Origin of the sequence: Bacillus sp. hwrm1 (assembly GCF_040207805.1) — a bacterium.
GTDB lineage: Bacteria > Bacillota > Bacilli > Bacillales > Bacillaceae > Bacillus > Bacillus velezensis.
This window is the reverse complement of record NZ_CP157943.1, coordinates 1,859,908-1,878,281: the sequence shown is the minus strand read 5'-3', so window position 1 is coordinate 1,878,281 and position 18,374 is coordinate 1,859,908. Positions and strand designations below refer to the sequence as shown.

Annotated in this window: 24 protein-coding genes; 4 read left to right on the top strand and 20 right to left on the bottom strand. The window is 36.2% G+C overall.

Annotation, left to right across the window (positions count from 1 at the left end; translation table 11 throughout):
• Nucleotides 1-8: 8 nt before the first annotated feature.
• The 9 genes from recJ to ABK447_RS09660 all read right to left on the bottom strand — a co-directional run bounded on the left by recJ (nucleotide 9) and on the right by ABK447_RS09660 (nucleotide 8,219).
• Nucleotides 9-1,736, bottom strand: a complete 1,728-nt coding sequence (gene recJ / locus ABK447_RS09700) for a single-stranded-DNA-specific exonuclease RecJ (RefSeq protein WP_197200307.1) — start codon at nucleotides 1,734-1,736, stop codon at nucleotides 9-11.
• On the bottom strand, nucleotides 1,736-2,872 hold the full coding sequence (locus tag ABK447_RS09695; protein WP_045207845.1) for a hypothetical protein: 1,137 nt from the start codon (nucleotides 2,870-2,872) through the stop codon (nucleotides 1,736-1,738). Before ABK447_RS09695 ends, recJ begins: the two co-directional genes overlap by 1 nt.
• 15 nt (nucleotides 2,873-2,887) lie before the next feature.
• The gene (locus tag ABK447_RS09690; protein WP_045207846.1) at nucleotides 2,888-4,405 is read right to left on the bottom strand and encodes a replicative DNA helicase; all 1,518 of its coding nucleotides are present in this window, start codon (nucleotides 4,403-4,405) and stop codon (nucleotides 2,888-2,890) included.
• A 14-nt stretch (nucleotides 4,406-4,419) separates the two neighbouring features.
• On the bottom strand, nucleotides 4,420-4,890 hold the full coding sequence (locus ABK447_RS09685) for a hypothetical protein (RefSeq protein WP_197200308.1): 471 nt from the start codon (nucleotides 4,888-4,890) through the stop codon (nucleotides 4,420-4,422).
• 41 nt (nucleotides 4,891-4,931) lie between these two features.
• A complete protein-coding gene (locus ABK447_RS09680) occupies nucleotides 4,932-5,903 on the bottom strand; it encodes an ATP-binding protein (RefSeq protein ID WP_038458615.1) in 972 nt (323 codons plus the stop codon).
• A gap of 89 nt (nucleotides 5,904-5,992) precedes the next feature.
• Nucleotides 5,993-6,907 carry a hypothetical protein gene (locus ABK447_RS09675; RefSeq protein WP_197200309.1) on the bottom strand — a complete coding sequence of 305 codons (915 nt, stop codon included), beginning with the start codon at nucleotides 6,905-6,907 and terminating at the stop codon, nucleotides 5,993-5,995.
• Nucleotides 6,908-6,928: 21 nt separating this feature from the next.
• Nucleotides 6,929-7,309 carry a hypothetical protein gene (locus tag ABK447_RS09670; RefSeq protein WP_038458620.1) on the bottom strand — a complete coding sequence of 127 codons (381 nt, stop codon included), beginning with the start codon at nucleotides 7,307-7,309 and terminating at the stop codon, nucleotides 6,929-6,931.
• Between the two features lie 259 nt (nucleotides 7,310-7,568).
• On the bottom strand, nucleotides 7,569-7,736 hold the full coding sequence (locus ABK447_RS09665; protein WP_166460972.1) for a hypothetical protein: 168 nt from the start codon (nucleotides 7,734-7,736) through the stop codon (nucleotides 7,569-7,571).
• A gap of 105 nt (nucleotides 7,737-7,841) precedes the next feature.
• Complete coding sequence (locus tag ABK447_RS09660) at nucleotides 7,842-8,219, bottom strand: hypothetical protein (protein WP_061573817.1); 378 nt, start codon at nucleotides 8,217-8,219, stop codon at nucleotides 7,842-7,844.
• 72 nt (nucleotides 8,220-8,291) lie between these two features.
• On the opposite strand from ABK447_RS09660, the gene ABK447_RS09655 reads away from it, so the two are divergent.
• Nucleotides 8,292-8,528 carry a hypothetical protein gene (locus ABK447_RS09655; RefSeq protein ID WP_038460778.1) on the top strand — a complete coding sequence of 79 codons (237 nt, stop codon included), beginning with the start codon at nucleotides 8,292-8,294 and terminating at the stop codon, nucleotides 8,526-8,528.
• Between the two features lie 31 nt (nucleotides 8,529-8,559).
• Here ABK447_RS09655 and ABK447_RS09650 read toward each other — a convergent pair whose 3' ends face one another.
• From ABK447_RS09650 to ABK447_RS09620, 7 genes are all read right to left on the bottom strand, one after another.
• Nucleotides 8,560-9,084: a hypothetical protein gene (locus ABK447_RS09650; RefSeq protein WP_197200310.1), complete on the bottom strand. Its 525-nt coding sequence runs from the start codon at nucleotides 9,082-9,084 to the stop codon at nucleotides 8,560-8,562.
• Nucleotides 9,085-9,197: 113 nt separating this feature from the next.
• Nucleotides 9,198-10,940: a right-handed parallel beta-helix repeat-containing protein gene (locus tag ABK447_RS09645; protein ID WP_160228912.1), complete on the bottom strand. Its 1,743-nt coding sequence runs from the start codon at nucleotides 10,938-10,940 to the stop codon at nucleotides 9,198-9,200.
• Nucleotides 10,937-11,758, bottom strand: coding sequence for a poly-gamma-glutamate hydrolase family protein (locus ABK447_RS09640; protein WP_160228914.1), 822 nt, complete (start codon nucleotides 11,756-11,758; stop codon nucleotides 10,937-10,939). Before ABK447_RS09640 ends, ABK447_RS09645 begins: the two co-directional genes overlap by 4 nt.
• 100 nt (nucleotides 11,759-11,858) lie before the next feature.
• The gene (locus tag ABK447_RS09635) at nucleotides 11,859-12,257 is read right to left on the bottom strand and encodes a hypothetical protein (protein ID WP_160229013.1); all 399 of its coding nucleotides are present in this window, start codon (nucleotides 12,255-12,257) and stop codon (nucleotides 11,859-11,861) included.
• A gap of 183 nt (nucleotides 12,258-12,440) precedes the next feature.
• Nucleotides 12,441-12,713 (bottom strand): hypothetical protein, encoded by a 273-nt coding sequence (locus ABK447_RS09630; RefSeq protein WP_014470192.1) that lies wholly within the window; start codon nucleotides 12,711-12,713, stop codon nucleotides 12,441-12,443.
• On the bottom strand, nucleotides 12,703-13,590 hold the full coding sequence (locus ABK447_RS09625) for a hypothetical protein (protein WP_014470191.1): 888 nt from the start codon (nucleotides 13,588-13,590) through the stop codon (nucleotides 12,703-12,705). The genes ABK447_RS09630 and ABK447_RS09625 overlap by 11 nt, the downstream gene beginning before the upstream one ends.
• Nucleotides 13,571-13,813 (bottom strand): hypothetical protein, encoded by a 243-nt coding sequence (locus ABK447_RS09620; RefSeq protein ID WP_160228916.1) that lies wholly within the window; start codon nucleotides 13,811-13,813, stop codon nucleotides 13,571-13,573. Before ABK447_RS09620 ends, ABK447_RS09625 begins: the two co-directional genes overlap by 20 nt.
• Nucleotides 13,814-13,884: 71 nt before the next feature.
• On the opposite strand from ABK447_RS09620, the gene ABK447_RS09615 reads away from it, so the two are divergent.
• Both ABK447_RS09615 and ABK447_RS09610 read left to right on the top strand, forming a co-directional pair.
• Complete coding sequence (locus ABK447_RS09615) at nucleotides 13,885-14,559, top strand: SOS response-associated peptidase (protein WP_160228918.1); 675 nt, start codon at nucleotides 13,885-13,887, stop codon at nucleotides 14,557-14,559.
• A 69-nt stretch (nucleotides 14,560-14,628) separates the two neighbouring features.
• The gene (locus tag ABK447_RS09610) at nucleotides 14,629-15,441 is read left to right on the top strand and encodes an RNA ligase family protein (protein ID WP_160228920.1); all 813 of its coding nucleotides are present in this window, start codon (nucleotides 14,629-14,631) and stop codon (nucleotides 15,439-15,441) included.
• 217 nt (nucleotides 15,442-15,658) lie between these two features.
• Here ABK447_RS09610 and ABK447_RS09605 read toward each other — a convergent pair whose 3' ends face one another.
• Genes ABK447_RS09605 through ABK447_RS09595 form a run of 3 tightly spaced genes read right to left on the bottom strand, consistent with a single transcriptional unit; the run spans nucleotide 15,659 to nucleotide 17,268 of the window.
• Nucleotides 15,659-15,856 carry a hypothetical protein gene (locus tag ABK447_RS09605; protein WP_014470184.1) on the bottom strand — a complete coding sequence of 66 codons (198 nt, stop codon included), beginning with the start codon at nucleotides 15,854-15,856 and terminating at the stop codon, nucleotides 15,659-15,661.
• A 42-nt stretch (nucleotides 15,857-15,898) separates the two neighbouring features.
• Nucleotides 15,899-16,435, bottom strand: coding sequence for a terminase small subunit (locus ABK447_RS09600; RefSeq protein WP_160228922.1), 537 nt, complete (start codon nucleotides 16,433-16,435; stop codon nucleotides 15,899-15,901).
• Nucleotides 16,432-17,268: a hypothetical protein gene (locus ABK447_RS09595; protein ID WP_160229015.1), complete on the bottom strand. Its 837-nt coding sequence runs from the start codon at nucleotides 17,266-17,268 to the stop codon at nucleotides 16,432-16,434. Before ABK447_RS09595 ends, ABK447_RS09600 begins: the two co-directional genes overlap by 4 nt.
• A gap of 142 nt (nucleotides 17,269-17,410) precedes the next feature.
• Here ABK447_RS09595 and ABK447_RS09590 point away from each other — a divergent pair, with 142 nt between their 5' ends.
• The gene (locus ABK447_RS09590) at nucleotides 17,411-17,563 is read left to right on the top strand and encodes a hypothetical protein (protein ID WP_197200311.1); all 153 of its coding nucleotides are present in this window, start codon (nucleotides 17,411-17,413) and stop codon (nucleotides 17,561-17,563) included.
• A 52-nt stretch (nucleotides 17,564-17,615) separates the two neighbouring features.
• Here the strand turns inward: ABK447_RS09590 and ABK447_RS09585 are convergent, their stop codons facing one another.
• On the bottom strand, nucleotides 17,616-17,978 hold the full coding sequence (locus ABK447_RS09585) for a hypothetical protein (RefSeq protein ID WP_038458648.1): 363 nt from the start codon (nucleotides 17,976-17,978) through the stop codon (nucleotides 17,616-17,618).
• Between the last annotated feature and the right edge of the window lie 396 nt (nucleotides 17,979-18,374).

Here is an 18,374-nt window from a genome sequence, read left to right as displayed (position 1 = left end):
CATCCCCCTTAAAACACAAGTTCTTTTTTCTTTGTACGAACCACCTCCAAGTCATAAATTTCAATTTGAGGTGTTTGTCTGCCCTTATATTCATTTACCTTTGCCTTACCAACAACATTAAGTATTAAAGTTCCATTTGATTGAGTAATTTTCTCAAAGTATTCTGTATCACTTTTAAAGCGTATGTATTCAATATCTCCATGTTTAAACTTGACTGTTGTCTTGTTCTTTTTCCCGATGTGTTCAATTTGATCAACATCAACTTCTAGTTCTGTTATTGCTACTAATGGTTCTTCGACCTTATAGCCCCAATAATCTTTATAGCTATACAGCTTAATTAAAAATTCCTTTCTAAGTTGATTAGCCGGTATCTCAAAGTCAACATTTTGAACTTCTTCACCTGTCTCTATATCTTTAAATTTTTCATTTAGAACTTCATTAACCAAAATCAAGTTTTCACGCTTGATTGCAAATCCGGCTGCATTTGGATGGCCTTTAACAAATTCAAACAGCCCAGTATCTGTTAGCTCTTTTTTAAAATCTTTGATGTGGCCAGTCTCATACCCTCGAATAGACCCGCTCAACATCCCTTCTTCTTCATCGCTTTTTCTAGCCAGCAAAACTGGCTTTTTATATTCACCTGCAAGTACGTTTGCTACTAGCCCAGTCAAGCTTTTATCCAAAATTCCCTCAGTGTAGACTATAAGCACTTTATTAGCTACCAAATTCTTTTCTTCAATTCTGTTTTTAATTTCCACTGTAGCTGCATCAACAATGCGTTTCTGTTTAGCTTTAAGGTTCCCCAAAATCCTGACTGTGTCATCGTGAATTGACACGAGATTGATTTCATCTTGTCCACGTTTCTTATATGGAACTTTTTCTTTAGACAACAGAAACGATCTCAACAATTGATCTTTTTCTTCACTACTACCGACCCTTATAGCTGCGTTAATTAATGGATTAATAAAGAACTGTGTGTTCTGTATGTTTGTGCAACCCTTGGTTGAAAACTCTTGTTTTTTAAAGAGCTTTTTGATTAATGGATGCTTAATGTTCCTTAAGCCTTCATTCATAAAGTACCTGGTCTCTAGATTTCTTGAATCAGCTGAATCGGCTATATTACCAATAGAAACAAGATCTAAAAATTGTTCTGCTTTGGTTTTGCCTAGCTTATAATCAATGGCCTGGCAAAGCTTATATGCCATTCCAGCACCCGATAATGTTTTGTTTGAATACTCAGTCGAGAGCTGATTGTTGACGACTATAGCGTGTTTAGATTCTCTTTCACATTCATGATGGTCAATAACAATTACATCTACGCCATTCTTTTTTAGCTCCTCATGTTCATCAAATTGACCTGATCCAGCATCCGGAATTAAAACTAAGTCGACATCATCAGGAATTGTATCAATGAAAATGCCGTGCTCTTTATCTTCATGAATCCGGTATTGTATGTCAGCTTTCGGATAAATTGCTTTTATGTAATTGATAATGATTGAACTGGATGTGTACCCATCTACATCGCTATCCACTTGAACAAATATTTTATTTTTATTCTCTAAATGCTTTATTAAACAATCAGATGCTTTATCAATGTTATCGAGTTTTGAAAAATGAATGACTGAGCTCTGGTTCACATCAATAAAGCTCTTCGGATTTTCAATCCCTCTGTTTTTAAAAATTGTCGATAATGGATTGAAATTATAATCATTGTTGCCAATGAGTTTATAAGCCACTAAACCCCTCCTTCATTCGTATTGATTTCTATTTTTCTTCTCATCAACTCCTCTAAAACGTCTTTTCCCTTATCAGCTGGACTGTCTTTATAATCCAGCATGTTTTCAAAATCCCATAAAACATACACACGAACATACGGCGTAAATTTTGCTGCAAGCTTCAAGATTTTTTTCTGATACTCTAGCAGTTTACGTTGATACATCTCCTCTGTCTCATGCTCTTTCGGTGGTCTATATTTATCTAAAGCAATAAACACTTCTTCCACTCCAAGAGAAAGTAAGATATCACGGTGAAAATTTGAAATGTTGTTTGAACAGACTGCACATGTGAAATTTGCTTCTTCATAAAAATCCTGGCATTTTAACACAGACTTTTCCGATTCAAAAATTAAAGCTTTTTTAAACCTTTCAATAGAATCTTTTGTTTTATGTAATCCATATAAATTCATCATGGTCTGATGATTATACAGGGTATTCCCAACTTTTAAAGGCATATATTTATAGCCGGCATCAACTTCCTCTTTAATAAGAGATCGTCTACGTATGCCAATCAATCTATTATTTAAATCTCGATGTGGAATGGTTATACCTTCTGTGTAGCTTCTAAAATAGTAGCCAATTTCAAAGTCATTTAATGTTTGCATGCTTATCCCCTCGTCTAACCACATTTGATGAGGATAAGGCATAAATACATCTAAAACAGTCTCATTGAAGCTGGGAAGTTCAATGGCTATCTTTTTCTTCTTATTGAACTTCCCCATCCATTCCCAGTCATCAATTAAATCATTATTCGTGAATGTCTCTCTATTACCGAAACCAAATGTTCTCCCAGCCAGCCTTGCAACATACTCAATGGCTTGATTGAAAGGCATATTGATCCCTTTTTGACTTTTTGCTCGTATAACAAGTTCAAAGACATCGAATGTATCTCCACATTCTGTATAGCAATGAAATTGCTTTGCTTCGTGATAATAATACAGCTTGTAGCTTCCCCCAGAAGCGTTATGGCAAACGGTTCTGTATATTGGGTTCCCTTGTTGATCCCATTGATTATTTTCGCTACCCAATTCTTTTAATATCTTATGTATATCCTCAAGCGTAAGGCTTTCTTTTATTCTGTCCTTGTCATATTTCAAAGGGTGCTACACCCCTTATCCTGCTTTAATATTCAATTTTTCAACTGTGATTAATTCGTTATCAATATTTGTTGTGAAACAATCTTCCGTTCTCATGATATCCATGTTTATGTATGTAAAAATCTTCAGCTTATCATGTTTATTCCCACGATTCTTAAATACATGGACAACAAAGTTAGGCATCTTGTATCCAAAGCCATTCTTCATTATGTCTGAAGCAGCTTCCTTCTCTTTTTTGCTTAATGGAAGAATAATCATCGCTACGTCAGTTTTATCTGCAATAGCCTTACTTCCCCTTAAATAATTAGCATCAATTTGTAGACCTTTTAGCCAAGCGTCCTTCCATTCACCGTTCAGCTGCGTTGCACTCATCATAAAAACATCATATTTATTACATAAAGCCTTTAACTTATCGGCCATAAGCAATAAAATTTGGTCTTCTCTTAAGCTTATTCCACTGTTTCTGCTCATTTCTGAAAAAATGGTTACAGAGGAATGGATATAATCAAAATAAATATACCCGACATTGTATTTTCTAACGTTCTTCTCAATAGTCTCTTCTATTTCTTTGATATTGAAATCCGGCAAATGTTCAAACCAAATAGGTGATTCCTCTAATATATCTGCCGCCTTTCTAATTCTTTCTTCTTCAGACTTTGTAGCGGAATTTCGAAGTATTTTCTCTTCTGGTACACCTGAGATATATGCTATTGCTATACTTTGCAGTTCCTCAGGTACCATTTCCGTTGAAATTACAGATGCGTTCTCTCTAAAAAGGTTATCTTCCCATTGTTTTTCTTTGATATTGTAAATTTGGGTAGCGCCTAAGAAGCAGGCATCTGCAACCATGTTTCTTGTCTTACCTCCTCCAGTGGTACCCGATCTCAAATAGAACTTTTTCCTTCGAGATCCCCTAAAAATCGAAGTTTGAATTTCACTGTTCAAAGGTACTCCAATATCTGGTGAGAGCTTTAACCTATCTAAAAACTGATGAACACCCTCTCCAGCCTGAATACCCTTGCTTTGACTGTTTGTTTTGAATTTATCTTTTACTTCAATAATCTTCATTTCGTAATGTGAAAGTATTTCTTCTATTGACTTCTTATCAAAACGTTCCTGCATAGCCTCTTGCTCTCTAGGATCAATTATTGTATGATCGTATATCTCTCTAACGTCAAACCCTAGTCCATGCATTTCCCTGATTAAACTAAACTTTTTTAAACGGTTATAATAAAACTCAAAGTTTTCGACTTCGGCCAAATTCTGTATTGTATGAATATAATTTATACCGTCATTGTCATTGAAAACTTTATACTGAATTCCATAGTTTTTTAGATATCCATCAATCTCCACTTCATTTATAACCTCTGTGCCTTGATTAAATAAGTTACACATTGCAGCAAAGAGAATTGAATGAAATCTTTCGGGAAAGTCGGCCTTTGATAGGTTGTATCCGTTACTTTCAGATAAGAGCGAGGGTTCCTTTAATATGCTCCCCAACACTTGTATAATTGCTTTTTTGTCTTGTAGCAAATGGACTCTCCTTCCTATAATGTTGAGATGTCAAGAAGTCCCCTTTTCTCTGGCAATCCCTTTTTTATAATTAACGTGATTTCTTCTCTTTTGTGATTTTTAGGGTCTTCAGCTGATTTTTGGATTGCCTTTTGTTTAATGTAATGTCGCTTGGCCTCGTCATATACAAAAGGGACAATTCCAATGCCATCACCTTCTCTTGGATGATTCGCCAGTGTTTCATAAAAGTACTTAAGCGCAAGCTCGATTCCTTTTAGCTTATAACCATAATCCTCTTGAAACTCTTTGATCTGTTTTAGCATCATACCTGTCGGAGATGCAAGACCATATAAGTTGCATATGTATTGAAGTAAATCTTTTCGATGGTCTGCCTCTTGTCTCCACGTGTTGAAGCACTGTTCATGGTAGTATCTTTTTTTATAAGGAATCGCTAAATCCTTATCTAATTTAGTCTCACAATATGGACATTTGACTTGTCTTCCCAAATAATCACCCCTAATAAGGAGGAGGGAATAATCCCCCCAGTTTATTTAGATAGAAGATCTTTTAGATCATCCAAGATTACAGACATGACGTTTACTTGTTTGCGGCTGCATTCAGTCACTTTAACTCCCTTGCCTAAATGCTTCTCTGTAATCTCATTAACCTCTTCCAATCGTCCCTCTCCATTGAGCTTAATTCCAACTTCTTTGATTTGCTCCATCAAAGAGTCATAATCAAGCTCCTCTGAAGCATTGTTTTGTTTTTGCTCTTCATATGTAACAGCAACAATACCTTCTGCTTCTTCCTGTCTTTCAACTGCCTCGATAATGGCCTTCTCCAGGTTCTCTGCAGTGAATTCAGGAAGGTATGTGTCAATGTAATCGAATCGGCTTCGAGCGAAATACTCATCTGTTTCAGCCAGCCAGGCGCTTGATTTAATAACCTTTCCATCTTCATCAACTCCATTAGAAGTTAGATAGAGGACAATATCACTGTTATCAAGTACTGGAGCTAAAACTCGCTTATCTCCTTTCGGTTGTACCTTCCCTTTTTTGTCTTCTGCAGCATGAGCTATAAAAATAACGGTAAATCCGACACTGATTAGTTTGTTAATTTCTTCCCATACTTCAGTTTCATACTCTTTCCAAAGTCCATAACCGTCATTTCCGTCTTTAATCCGTTCAACATCATATTGTTCACAAACATATCTTGTTGCATATTTAGCGAATGCGTCTACTTCATCAACAATGATTGACTGATACCTTTCTTTGGCCTTTTCAGCATTTTTATTTAACTGCTTGTTTACCTTTTTAAAATCAGCCCAACTATTGACAGGCATGAATGGAACACCAGCAATAGCATTCAATCCTTTTTCGAATGGGAGATATAAGGGTTTTTTCATTCTTGTGCTCTGTTTTGTCTTACCTAGATTATTCGGCCCATAGACTGTTATAACTTTTCCTTCTGTTCCTTTTGCTACTACAGAAATTTGAGGGTTGAAAATATCGATTGCCATTTAAACTCTCCTTTATTTTTGAATTTGATGGGTGAGTCGAAGCCCACCCCAGATATGTATCTTAAGTTAATAGATTTTATTTTTATCTATTAAAAAGGGAGGTCATCATCTGAAATTTCAACCGGCTTTGAAGGCTTGTTATTAGGAGCGCTTCCGCCAAACCCAGACTTTTTATTATTCTCATTGCCACCTTCCTTCTTCAGCTCATCTAGGTAAATCTCTCTTTCAGTCAACGCTTTTTTAATTGCATCTGCCTTAAAAGCATTTTTGCTATCCTCGTCATATGGATCATTGCCACCTGTAATTAGGTACTCTCTTTTCGAATTAGTAGTGATTTCTTTCTTGTCTTCGCCAAATGCTGCTGTTTTGGTCGTTACTTTTTGCTCTTTAAAGTTAATAATCTTCCCAAAAACGTTAACCGTAGAGCCTTTTTCATAATTATTTTGAACGTATTGAGACCCTTCTTCTGTGACTACAAATTGAAACGGGATGACTTTTCCGTTGTACACAGGAATATAGCCATTTAAATTAACTCTGCCCGTTTCTTCGCCTTTTACTTTTTCTTCGGTTACATTTTTCACAAACAGCTCAACATCAAATTCTGCTCTAGGATTGAATTCTTCATTAGCATCCAGTCTGTTCACAAAATTAGCCATTAATTGTGGATATGACTTGAAATTTCCTTGTGAATAATACTCGTTTAAACTGATTTTCCCTTGAGTTATTCTCACTTTGTCAGCTTCATCTCTCCCATGTTCTGCAATCGACTTATACTCCTTAATAATAGTTTGGTAGCCTTTTGCAATAGCATTGTCGGTGCCGTCGTCTTTCTTATACTTTGAAAAGCCTTTTACTGTATGCACTTCATTTGGTGCAACTTCAATATCTAGTTCAATATTTAGCCCTTTGCCACTTTTCCATTCAGTGTGTTTAACCTCAGCCAGTGTTCCCTCAATAGTTACAACATTTGATGCTTCACGTAATACTGTTTTATTTTCTGCCATTTAAATAATCAACCTCTTCCTTTAATTATTGATTTTATTTTTATTCTTAAAATGCCTATAATGAGACTTGCTACTAAACTTACAATCCTTGATACCAAGTAGCTTGTTTAATTCTATGTATCTCTTTTTTGGAAAGTCCCAAGGTTCAGGATCACCTTTTACATTTTCAATCCTTATTACTGTTCCATGTCGAATTGTGATCTTTAAGTTTCCATATGAATATGTTTTTGAAAAAAGACCTCTTTTAATTCCTCTTGGTTTAAATTCCTTTACCAACATCACATTCCTGGTTAATTTTCTTCTTGCTTGGTCTTCGTCAATGTCGTAATTCCTTTTTACATCATTTTTGTAGGTATGTAAGGCTTCGGCAGATACTTTCAGTATCTTTAATTCCTTTTTCATCTCTTTCCTCCTTTCTCTCTTTGGGATAACTTAATCTTACATCACCAAAACAGATTGGTCAACAACTATTTTATTTTTATTCTAGAAAATAATAAACAGTTCTTTCTTGTGATGAGTGTCTTTATCAATTGCTGTACAGGCTGCTTCTGAAGTTATTGATCTTTTTGTTTCCGCCCCCCAATAGCGCGTGTAATTTTATAAAATGATATTGAGAGTTAAGAAGCGCCTAAGCAAAGGCGCTTCTGTATAACAAACTATCCTATACCCGAAATTCAGCTACGTATCTCTTATCTGATCCTTCATTACCGTAATCAGAAACTTTTGCTAAGTCCGTTGTGAAAATTTCATCTGGGTACTCACGGATCATTTTTCTACATAGGTTAGACAGAGCTTCTTGCTTCGTTCTGCCATATTCAAATACCAACACATTAAATACCTCCTTAACATTAATATAAGAGATCCTTTTCCTGCTAATCCTTAATTGTACCCACTTTACGACATAACAAATCAAAACAAGTGAAAATTCATAAAATTAAACAACTTCACTCCATGACCACATGTTCATTGTTTGTAGCGTAAAACCGTCAGGAAGCTTTTTCATTTTTATATTCACGTTATATCTCTTCCCAGTAGTCTTATGGATCACAGCAAGTTCTTCGCCATCATAGAACCGCACAATTGCTTCATTAAATTCAATTGGCTGATCAACCACATAACCTTCTTTAAGTGCTCTGATATACAGATAAGGATCTGTTTTATAAAGCTCATATAGTCTATTGCCAAAGTCTTCGTGTTTATCTCTAAGCAGGTTAAAATTAATTAGGGATATGTACAGTTTTTCAGATATGTTTAGCTTGTTTTTGAAATACCGGATTGCTTCATCTTGTTCTTTGCTTAAAATGTTGATCATTTAATCAAGCTCCTTTAAGTATAATGTTTAAGTGTTTTTATATGGGGGAATACGTGAATGGAGGTGGTTCATTTGGAAAATAATCAGAAAATAACGCTAAACTCTTCTTTCGCGTTATCCACTCTTATTGTCTTACTTATTGCATTGTTCCCGGCCTATTCCTTTTGGTTTGTCACGATATTCTTTTTAGGATTTGCACTAATATACACATTTCAAAAAAATAAGAGTAAATCCTCAAAATTAATTGCCATTATCTCTTATCCATTGTTTGTTGTAGCATTAGTTTACAGCATAATAAACAGCATATAAGAATCCTCCCTTAGGTGGGAGGATCATTTTTTTACATCATAGCAACTTTTGGGCCGCCTTTGTCCGTTATGATAAAGCTGTCACTTCCGATTTTTTTCTTTCGATCCTTATCTTCATAGATCGTTACATGGTGCTTGGTCATTAGAGTTGCCCCTGCCATCTTAAATTCCTGCTTATCCTTAAAGTAAACAATTTTATATTCGCCTAGAATAATCATGTTAGCTAGTCCAGCTAAATAAGAAGACCATCCCCCTGTAGGCAAATTTAATGCAAATCCTAATGTTTGAACGACAGCAGCAGTTGAATACTTGTCAAACTTGGTATCGCCGTATGTAGTTCCGGCATCTTGCCAATCATCCGCAGTTGTCGAAAAACCTGGGCTCTTAATATTTGAGGCGGTCTTAAGTACATTGATTGGTTGGTGGTAATTATTGCTTTCAGTATCTTTCCTACTTTGATTTAGCTCTTTTGCATTTACTCCTGCCCCAAAATCACAAAGCAAACCACTTACGAGTAAAGTTCCAACAACTCCAATTTTACCAATGTTGCTTTTCACACCTAATTCCTCCTCTGAGTGTTTTAATTATATTACACTCAGACATTACCCCAAAAATATCCATATAAACCACTTTCTATTTAATTTGTTTTCTTTTAAAACTACAGTTTTATTTAGACTACAATATCTCCTTCTGCAGTCTTCAGTGTTCCACTATTATATGTGTTCTGAACTAAGGTTGTATTCTTTGCTTTTTCTGTGTAAAAAGGATGGGATAGCAGCCTTCCTCCAATTACATAAACATCGTTCCTTACGAGACGTACCTTGTTTGTATTCTCCAAATAAACGCCATATCCTTGATCTGCTGAACGATTAAACATAATCTCATTATCCTTTAACATGTGTTCTGAACCCCCAGTTAGTTGGATAGCGATCAATGATTTACAGAAATAAATCTGATTCTCACTAATCTGGCAACTGTATTTCTCAGGGGTGCCTTTAATTGCAACATTCCTAGGCTCATGAATTTCATTTCGATGCAGTGAGACAGAAGAGTCTTTATCCCAAAAGATGCCGTATCCACTCCCACTTAACAACAAGTCATTTCCCTTTAAACGAACTGACTGAGACCTTTCGCAATAAATTCCACCATATACATTAGCAAACTCATTATTAACGAGACTGATTCGGGTAGAATCCATTATCTTTGCAGCATATGATGAGCTCGTTCCTTTTCCTTTGGTGTTCACAACCTTAATATCATTTGAGTTTCTAACCTGGACTTGAACACAATCACTGTTTTCTATCCTGTTGTCCGTAATTAAAAAGTCCTCTGCTTGATGTGTTGCAATAGGGCATGCTTTTATTTTTTCAAAAGTGTTATTTGATACTGTGCCACCCTTTCCTCTTACACAAATCCCCACTTCAAAGCCACTGATCGTATTGCCATCAATTTGAACTCTGTTTCCAGACTCAGTACTTGAAATACCTACCGAGTCAATCCCATATGTCTTAATTTCCTTTTCATTGATGATCTTGTTATTTTTGATACTGACATCCGTGCTATATCCATAGGAAATAACATGGTCGCTGTAGTTTCCTTCAATAATTACCTTGCCGCTTGTGTGAGCTGTAACGGATCCACGTCCATTATTTTTAAACCTGCAGTTTCGCACAGTTAATTTATAGGGGTGATCGTATTTAATTCCGTTTTCTCCAAAGCCCTCTAAATCAATTCCTAATTGTGGCCCAATTGTATCTCCACCAGCCTCCTCTATATCACAGTCATCGACAAGAAGACCTTCACAACCATTGGTAGCCAGATTATTTCTTCTCCCTCTCAAAAGCGTACACTTTCGAACGGTTACATTCTTTGAAGGTGTATATGTTCCTGAAGTGTTCATCATTCCTTCTGCTGCTATCCAAATGTCATCTCCAATACAATTAGAGACACTCACGCCGTCAATTAACACATTGCTACTACCGTGAACATGTATACCGTATCCCCATTCATGTGTTCTTTGAATTGCATTGATTTTCGAGTAATCATGTTCATATCGATCGCCAATAATTTGACCGCCACGAATCGTAACATTACTTGCTTGGCCGATATAAAAACAGGAGTAGCCTTGAGAATCATTTGGTTGCACTTTAAATAAAGCCTCTGGATGAAGTATTAACTCAATATTAGACGGTACATTAATACCTCCGCCAAATTCAGGCAACCGCCTTGACGTATTAACTGCATCAATTAGGTAGATACCTTTTGGAACATATACTTTATAAAATGATTTTGAGCTTGCGTATTCTAAAGCACGGTTTAACCCTTCTGTTGTTTCAATTGCATTTGACCCTTTATCATCAATTCCCCAATCCAGAGCATCAACAAAATAGTATAAGGGCTGCTGAATGTTCATGTTGTCAAACCCTTCCCTTCTACATTTTCATTGAGAAACCCTGACAGAGTGTCAATGAAGTTATAAAAGGCCTCATTTCTTGTGCCAGAACGTCCTTTTAGAGAAAAGGTGTTAAACATTGATTTGCGCAGTCCTGTGCTCAATTCCAGTTGAATGCTCTTTCCTGTTTTATTTTTATTTGCCACATTGTTCGGACTGCTGCCAGATAACCTTGTGCCCTCATTAAGAAGCTCTGCAGAGTAGCCAGCATTATTTAATGTGCTTGTTATCGCTTCAGCTTTGTCTCGATCTGTGCCGCCAACTAAAACATGTTCCTCATTACTTGCGTAGCCATGAAGTGACAGTGTGAACTCATGTCCCTTCAACATTTCAAGTGCTTGTGGTTCATCAAAATTCGTACTGGTTAAATGTAAATCAAATGCTCCTGGTGTCTTTAAAGCTTCAAAAAGATATGTAGAGTATGTTTCGCTTAATTCCTTTGCAAGCTCGCTTGTTCCCCCTTCTATGCCACCTCCATGGGGAGCAAGAATTAATACACCAGTGTCTTGCTCTTTTGAGAACACGCTAAAATTGAACGGTGATTCATTTGCTTTAAGCTCTTCAAAGTTCCGATACTTCTCCGCTGCTAAAATACTCACTGGATTCAGGAATGAAACCAGAGTAGCCACCAAGACTGGAAAAGACTTCTTGTCTGTGATATACTTATATAGCTTCGTAACCTTGCGAAGTGTCAGGTGGAGAAGGTTAGGCCCGTCAAAGCTCGCCTTCTCTACCCCTTTAACCTCTTTTTCTTCTATTTTGTTTTTATACTTCAACAATTATCAACTCTCCTTTAATAATTTTATTGTTATTCTTTATTTTCATCCTATAAGCAATCACATTAGTACCACCCCCTTATCCGAATAGCAAATCCCTCTTTTATGCAAAATCAATGTTAATCCCTAAATCTTTAGCAGCTTCGATCTGTTCTAAGGAAATATTTGATCCGACCTTCTTCCATCCGATTAAGGTTTGACCATAATAGAGATCATTCAATTCAACACTTTCATCATTGATTTCACCTTTCAATCGTATGATCCGTTCTTTGTAAGTTTCATAGCCAACAATTTCGAATGTGTCATCATAAATTTCAAACTTTTCACCTTCCTCTTCTTGGTCTTTGTAATCTGTATATATCCATCTTCCATTTGACAATTTTGGATCAGTTTTTAGCCATGCATATACATCATTATCTGTTTTAGCATATAAGTATGTAAAAATCCCTTGTTCACTATCCTTAGGTGCAAAATGTTTAAAGTTAATTTCATATAGGTTCATTAAAATCTCTCCTCGCTTCTCAGGAACCAAATCACTTTCTCCCCGCATGTTAAATGCACTTCCTGCCAATCGCCTTCCCAACCATCTTCTAATAAATCAACCTCTTCTCTTGTACAGACCTTAATACATTTATTACAGAGTAATGGGACATTTACATAAACCTCTTTTCATAAAATATCGTTTTTATTCAGTTTCTTTTCTTACCCATTTTCTAACCTTAACTTCCTTAAGCTCAACTTCAAAACACTCAACCTGGTCATCGTATTCCCATGGTCTCTCCTCTTGTAACTCTGTAGCGCCTTCCCTGTAAGTTGTCTCATAAAACTTGTCTTGATATGCAAACACAATACGATAATGAATACTCCACCTAGACGTATCAGTGATTTCTTCTAAAATTGAGGATTCAGGTAGCCCCAATTCATTTACCATGTAATCTTTGTCCAATTTAATTTTCATTCAAAATAACCCCTCTTCCTTTGCAGCATTCACATTCGACTAAAGGCTCGTTGATTTTAGCCATCAGATCATCTAAAAATTTCTTAATATTACTCTTCAAATCCTCAACGTCCTTACCACTAAAAGGCTCTACAATTGGGTAGCTCTGATAGGCTTTAGGTGCAACATTGTAAATTTCAACTTCCCGCTTTGTTTGAAATCTTTTCTCAAGTTTAGGCTTTCTTCGTTTGTACATTGCATTAAGATCAACTACATACTCGTGAGGTTTGTAAAGCTCCAAAACTTTGACCACAGTTAAACAGAAATCATAATCACTCGTGATTCTTGCCAATTTAGGGTTAATATTGGCTTTAATATGGTTTCTGATAATCTTATAACTTTCTTCTCGGGACAAGTAACACGGCTTTGTTTCAAGAAGCATTGGATGAGTTTGAATCCTATCCAGTAAGTTATAATTCAAGTTAAAATTATGGCTTTGCAACTTAAGTTCTCCGTCAATTTCTTCAATTACATTCATTTCAAACTCAATTTTTTGATTCTCTTGCGGGACTTCTTCAAATTTTAAATCATATAGACCCTTCACTTCATAGTATTCACTGTCTTCACCTATGTAAGAAGTTTTAATTACTTGTGGCGTCAAATCAGTTTCCTGGAATCCCTCTTTTAATTCATACCTATAATTGATTTTTTTAGCCGGCATTTGTTTTTCAATAACACTTGGCTCCTTATCAAGCTTAAACCAGTCTGATTTATACGTTTGGGTTGCTCGTTTCCCATCGAAAAACAATTCATCTAATTGACTATGAAAATATTTATTTCCTTCAATATTGTCAGACACCAAAAAACAGTTACTTGTTTTAATACCAATTAGCTTCATCAAATTTCCCCTTTTTAATTTTATTTTTATCAAATAAATCAATTATGTAAGCCTCGTACATCTCATCCCAATAAGGATCTGCTCTTGCTATGTATTTCTTTGCTCTTCCATTCTCTTCAATTTTAAAGGTTTGCCCCTTTTGGATATCCGTGAACTTCTTCTTTGTCCATATACCTCTGATCAACACTTCAACTTCTTTTACCTCAACTGTTTGCCGCTGCATCACATTCCTCCTTTTTGATTTTCGTGTATCAAGCCTGTACAATATTCAAAAACCCTAAAAGGATGATGAACATGTGTGGCAGGTTCACTTTATTTTCTGAGTTTGACGACATCATCGAACAGTTCAATATAGATCAATTTTTGTCTGAAGACGAATACCATCCAAGTTATAACGTTGCTCCTTCACAAAACATCCTTACAATCATTAATGATGGATCAAACAACCGTCTGGGTAAGCTAAGATGGGGTCTTATCCCTCCTTGGGCTAAAGATGAAAAGATCGGCTATAAAATGATCAATGCTCGAGCTGAAACATTGGCCGAGAAACCTAGCTTCAGAAAACCGCTTGTTAGCAAACGTTGCATCATCCCTGCGGACAGTTTTTATGAATGGAAACGACTCGATCCGAAGACTAAGATTCCTATGCGGATTAAGCTTAAATCATCCAATCTCTTTGCATTTGCCGGCTTATATGAAAAGTGGAATACGCTAGAAGGCAATCCGCTATACACCTGCACAATCATTACTACAAAGCCCAATGAGCTTATGGAGGACATACATGATCGTATGCCGGTTATCCTTACTGATGAGAACGAAAAGGAATGGCTAAACCCCAAAAACACCGATCCTGATTATCTTCAAAGCTTACTGCTTCCGTATGATGCTGATGACATGGAAGCTTATCAAGTTTCATCCTTAGTTAACTCGCCTAAAAACAACTCACCGGAGCTCATTGAATCCCATTAAGTACCACAGTCATTTTGCTTTATATATCACCTTCGCTTAGCTATTATGTTCTAAGTAGGAGGTGATATTTTGTTTGTATCGCCAATGTTATTGCATTCAATCAAAGAACCATTTGATGACGATGATTATATTACCGAGCTGAAGTTTGATGGAATTAGACTGATCCTCTCCAAGTTTAATGATCAGATAAAGCTTTATACTCGTCACAACAATGAAGTAACAAGCAAGTTCCCAGAACTGTTGGATATTGATATACCCAATGGAACTGTTTTAGACGGTGAAATCATTGTAGCTGCCCCAGGCGGTGCTCCTGATTTTGAAGCTGTAATGGAACGCTTTATGTCTAAGAAATCAGCTCATAAGGTGGTTTATTGTGTATTCGATGTAATCTATATTGACGGGTATTCAATCGCTAATAAGCCGCTCACTGAACGTAAGAGCATGCTTTTAGACCTAAACCTTGACCACGAAAATGTCTTTGTAATTGAAGGCCTGCAAGGAAACGGATTAGCTTACTTTAATCTGGCCAAAGAAAAGAATCTTGAAGGAATCGTACTAAAGAAAGCTAACTCCCCTTATGAAATCAATAAACGTTCCCATAGCTGGCTGAAAGTGATTAATTATGATTACACAGATGTGCTTATCACTGGCTACACCAAAGAGGATATAAAGTTTCTTCTGTCTTATCCTGATGGTACAACAGCTGGATTTATGGAATTCATGCCGAATGCGGAACGAAGTAAGTTCCACTCTATGAAACAAGTAAAGTCTGAATCTGATGAATATGTATTTGTAGAACCGATCTTATGTAAGGTTAAACACAGATTTAAGACTAAGCATGGCAAACTCCGTATACCTTCCTTTGAATCCTGGAGAGTCTAACCTCTCCGTTACATAATTCCTTAATGTCTCTTTCTTAACAAAATTCAAAATCTATTACATTAACACTTTAAGTTAGTTCTATTCCATCTCAATCCACTTATAATATTTCCCTATATGACAATCAAAGCGCCAACCATCCTCAATGACTTTCGTATGACTATTCTTATATTTCGAGTGATTTAATAACACCCTAGGAGAAAACATTATTCTCTGCCAATTAAATAATTCTTTCATTTTTCATACCCCTTTCCTTGTGAATTTTCACTTTTGATAACAATGTTATCTTTACAGTTCGTTCAATTAAATATTCTGCATTGCAGTAATCGCATTTTACTCTAAATTCAAGAGATGGCTCATAAACAATGGTTTCTCCACAAATCTCACAAGGAAAAACATCTTCATTGATTCTCCCCATAAATAAATCACATCCTTTAAAATAACTATTTTATTTTGATCTTTAAATTAGTGATTCAACGGCAAGCATATCTATAACTGGTTCTTCTGTAGCCTCAATTAGCTCGTCCATAGCCTTAACGAAATAATCCCTTTCTAAATACAATGATTCATCTTCAAAGCAAGAACTGATATCCAATTTGTCAGCAATGAAATTGTGAAAATCAAGCTTTACTTTATTTATTACTTTAGCTATTTGGGGTTTCTTCGCTAAACGATGTCCCGTTACATGTGCACTCTTCCCTGAATAACCTGCTTTAATGGCAGACTGCGTTGCATTGTGTCCGGTGAGATAGTAATAACAAAATAAGCGATGCTTATCCTTTAAAAAACTAACTTCTTTTTTCTCGCTCACCCCTTCTTCAACTACCTCAGAATCTTCAAAGCGCACAGGCAACGGATCAAGTATAATATCAGTGTCTGTTTCCCTCCATGTCTTTACAATAAAACAGGAGCTTGAAGTATCTACATTTATTAATTCATAAGCATTGCCAACAAATTTTTCATACCAGCTGCTTCCTTTTATAATTCGAACTCTCAATTCCCTTCCTCCTTTAATTCCACATTAATATTTAACACGTTTGCAATTCGTTTACCTACCTCATTGGAAACTGTTTGTGACACCCTTTCTTTAAATCCATGTAGCAGCCGACCTCCGTTTTCAAAACCTTCTTCAATAAGTGATTCAATCTTTTCTCCCGCAATTCTATCCAGTTTTCCTGACTTAGACATCTTCTGAACTTCATTAGAAACCGCAATGCTAATCATATCTTGTACATCTTGTCTTGAAATACTTAATTCATTATGTATGTAGTTTTTGACTTCTTTGTATGCACTATTTTTATTTTCAAAGGTCTTCTTATGTTTACCTAATGGGACGAGGACACGGTATTCATCACCAAACACCAACCCAATAGTTTCTACGCTTACGTCTCCAGCAGAATGGCGTGATTTTACCGTTCCAACTCTCCCTGTATCATAATCGTCCCCTATTACTCCGTCAGGCCTAACAATGATAATCTTCTCGCCTACTTCCCCCTCACGTTCGACCATTTCGTAGCGGCCGTCGTCAATGTGTACAATGTCGGTCGGATCGAGAACGTGGTATTCATCGTGATAGATAGCCCCACTATCGTTGCCGTAGGATGCAGCTACGTTACTTTCAACGAAATCCATTTTGGAGTGGAAATCGCGATCTACCGTAAAAACATCGCCGTTCTCGTACCCTTCGAAATCATTTTTCTCAACAATTACGATCTTCTCGCCAAGCTCCGCCTTGCGATCGATCTCTACGTATTCGCGCTTGATGCCGCCAAGTGTTTCGTCAGCCAGTACATGGATATTTGTATTTGTGTTTGCCTTAGTTTCGCTCATTTGCTCCACCTCAATTTTCTTCATGTTTTTTTCAATTCTTTTTGATTTTCATATTACTTTTCACTCTTTTATTAATAGGAGCGTGTCATACACATGCCACCTAAAAGAGATAGGACATTTTTGTCTCGGGAGGTGAAAGGTAATGAAAATTCTTATGGATCTTTTCACAAATTGGACTTTTGATAAAGTCATGGATTACATGCTAGCTGCTGTAATTTGGTTTGTATTCAAGTCCAAGACAAAGCAGAATGAGTATCCCGATGACTTTGAGGAAAGAAGGCGTTATAGAGATTGATATTCTCTCTATGATCGTTATCTATATGGTTACTGCTTTAGATAGCGATCTTCTAGTGGTTTAATTTAAATTCAACACCCAAAAAGTCACATAACTCTTCCTTAAAATCCGGTTCTCCAAATGTTCCATTCAACAACCTGTGTTCTAAAACATTGAGAGTAACCTCTTCAGGTTCCCACTGATCTTCTAAACCGTGGCATGAACAGTGGGAACCATTAACCTCAAACAATTTCCCTCTCTCTTCAAATAGAACCCAAGCGTGCCCTTCACAAATGTCGCCATCATAAGAGGCAAACAGAATGTTTACATCAGTTTCTTTTTCTTCAAAGTCTGACAAAACGTCAACCTTTTCTTTTCCTTCCCATTCGTTCAGAAGTACTGATTTTTGCTTAATGATTTCTTCAAATTTTTTCATTGTTACTTCCTCCATTTTCACTTTGAAAACTATCTTTTATTTAGACTCTGTCATAAGTCTGATGAAATATGTCTGGTTTACATGAATAAACTCACCTCGGACTCCTTTTATTACATAATCATTAGGTGAAATGATCATGTTGCCTTCTAAAGTTTGTATATAAATAACACGTATAGTTGTAAGTGAATCAGACCAGATACCCACTATATCACCGCAGAAGTCCCTTAACTTATCGTAAGAATCTTGTGATCCATCATATTGAATAGCATCAATGACAACTGGTTTTTTCTATATTTCACTTCCCCACCTCTTCCTTTAAAATCACGATTTTAATTTAACTTTAATGTGTATCATCTTGAGAAAATCCCCTTTAATTGGTAAACTCATACCTAACTT